The 2,401-nt window shown below is 70.4% G+C and carries 1 protein-coding gene and 1 pseudogene; one reads left to right on the top strand and one right to left on the bottom strand.

Annotated elements, in window-relative coordinates; translation table 11 throughout:
* Window positions 1-611: pseudogene (locus tag Y706_RS0117880) on the bottom strand (oxidoreductase); the annotation flags it as partial.
* Window positions 612-1,122: 511 nt separating this feature from the next.
* Here Y706_RS0117880 and purD point away from each other — a divergent pair.
* Window positions 1,123-2,401, top strand: a 1,279-nt coding sequence (gene purD / locus Y706_RS26260) for a phosphoribosylamine--glycine ligase (protein ID WP_084476220.1), incomplete at its 3' end; no start/stop codon positions are given.

Here is a 2,401-nt window from a genome sequence, read left to right as displayed (position 1 = left end):
GCCACGTCGCTGCGGGCCGCGCTCAGCAGGCGTCCGCCGGTGGCGGCAACAGCCGAGGCGGCCGCGGTGATGCCGGCGGCGACGAAGAACCCGCGCCGCGTGGTCGCCGGGCGCTCGGGTTCCTTCGCGGCGACGTCGGCGGCCCGGTCCGGCCATTCCTGCATCCGCCAGAGCCGGGTGATCAGGAGCCGCAGCACCACCAGCCCGGCGACGGTGCCGATCAGGGAGGGAATGGCATCGATCGGCTTGACGCTGGCCCGCGTCACCACGCTGCCGACGATCACGGCGCCCATCAGCACCACCCCGGCCACACCCAGGGCCCATTTCCGGTACGCCACGATGCCGAGCACGCACGCCAGGAGCAGGATCGTGACCGCCATGCCGACGAACAATGCGGCCTTGTCGTTGGTGCCGAACGTTTCAACGGCGAAGTTCTTCATCCACAGCGGCGTGAAGTCGATGAACGTCGATCCCAGCGCAATCAGGGGTGTCGCCCGTGTGGTGAAGAACGCCCCGATCAGTTCCGCGACGGACAGGACGACGGCGGCCGCAGCCACTCCGGCCACCGCGGCCAGGGCTGTGGCGCCGCGGGACCGCTTGCTGGGCTTCATGCTGGGTTTGTTCATACATGCCATTCGTAGCCGCCCGCTCCGCGGATTGTCCGGCGCCGGGCTTGGCTCCGGTGCGTGTGCATGCCCTCCTGCCGGACCCTGGCGTGGACATGCCCCGCGGTCCCCGGGACATGTCCAGTCTTGGGGCCCGGGCGTGGGCATGATTTCCCGCACCACGGGACATGTCCAGTCTTGGCACCCGGGCGTGGGCATGTTCTCCGGCACCACGGGACATGTCCAGTCTTGGGACCCGGGCATGGACATGATGGCAATGTGCCCACTGGCCGCGGCCGGGACTGGTCATGTCCCGCAGGTGGCCCCGGTCCCCGGCGCTGCTGAGCTCAGGATTGCCCGGTGCCCGGGCTGCCGGACTCAGGATTGCCGCCCTGCGCCTGGAGCGCCGAGCCGCGGATTGCCCGGCGCCCGCGAGGCGCCGCCGCGAAAATTGAGCATGTCCAGCGGCCGACACAGCTTAGGAGCCTGCGGGGTGCACCACGTACCCTTGGAGACTGTGAAGGTACTTGTCATCGGCCCCGGCGGCCGCGAACACGCCATTGTCCGATCCTTGCTTGCAGACCCGAACGTTTCCGAGGTCCACGCGGCCCCGGGCAACGCCGGCATCAGCGCGCTGGTCCCCACATATGCGATCGACGCGAACGATCCCGACGCCGTCGCCGCGCTGGCCGTCAAGCTCACCGTTGACCTGGTGGTGGTCGGTCCGGAGGCGCCCCTCGCCGCCGGCGTGTCCGACGCCGTCCGCGCCGCCGGCGTCCCGGTCTTCGGCCCCAGCAAGGCCGCCGCCCAGCTGGAAGCGTCCAAGGCCTTCGCCAAGGAAGTCATGGCCGAGGCCGGCGTGCCCACCGCAATGGCCCGCGTCGCCTCCAACGCCGGGGAAGCCGCCGACGCCCTCGATACCTTCGGCGCCCCGTACGTCGTCAAGGACGACGGGCTCGCGGCCGGCAAGGGCGTCGTGGTCACCTCCAACCGCGATGAGGCCCTCGCGCATGCCCAGACCTGCTTCGACGCGGCCGGCACCGTGGTGATCGAGGAGTTCCTGGACGGACCCGAGGTCTCCGTGTTCGTCCTTTGCGACGGCACCAACACCGTGGCCCTGTCCCCGGCGCAGGACTTCAAACGCATCTTCGACAACGACGAGGGCCCCAACACCGGCGGCATGGGCGCGTACACACCGCTGGAATGGGCCCCCGAGGGCCTCGTGCAGGAAGTGATCGACCGCGTCGCCCAGCCCACGGTCAACCAGATGGCGCACCGCGGCACCCCGTTTGTCGGCGTCCTCTTCGTCGGCCTCGCCCTGACCTCGCGCGGCACGCGGGTCATCGAATTCAACGTCCGGTTCGGCGATCCCGAAACCCAGGCCGTCCTCGCCCGGCTCAAGACGCCCCTCGGCGGGCTGCTCATGGCCGCGGCCAAGGGCGAGCTGGACAAGGTGCAGCCGCTGCGCTGGTCCAAGGACACGGCCGTCGCCGTCGTCGTGGCCGCCGAAAACTACCCCGACACCCCGCGGACGGGCGACCGCATCCGGGGCCTGAAGAAGGTCGACGCCCTGGACGGCGTCCACGTGATCCACGCCGGGACCAAGCTCGACGGCGAAGGCAAGGTCGTCTCCGCCGGCGGCCGCGTCCTGGCTGTGGTGGCGCTGGGCACGGACCTCGTGGAGGCCCGGGAGCGGGCGTACGACGGCGTCGAGCTCGTCCAGCTGGACGGCAGCCAGTTCCGCACCGACATCGGCGGCAAGGCCGCACGCAAACTCCATAAGGAAGGATTCCGCG

Source organism: Arthrobacter sp. I3 (assembly GCF_000520575.1).
Classification (GTDB): domain Bacteria; phylum Actinomycetota; class Actinomycetes; order Actinomycetales; family Micrococcaceae; genus Arthrobacter; species Arthrobacter humicola_A.
This window is presented reverse-complemented; position numbering and strand designations above follow the sequence as displayed.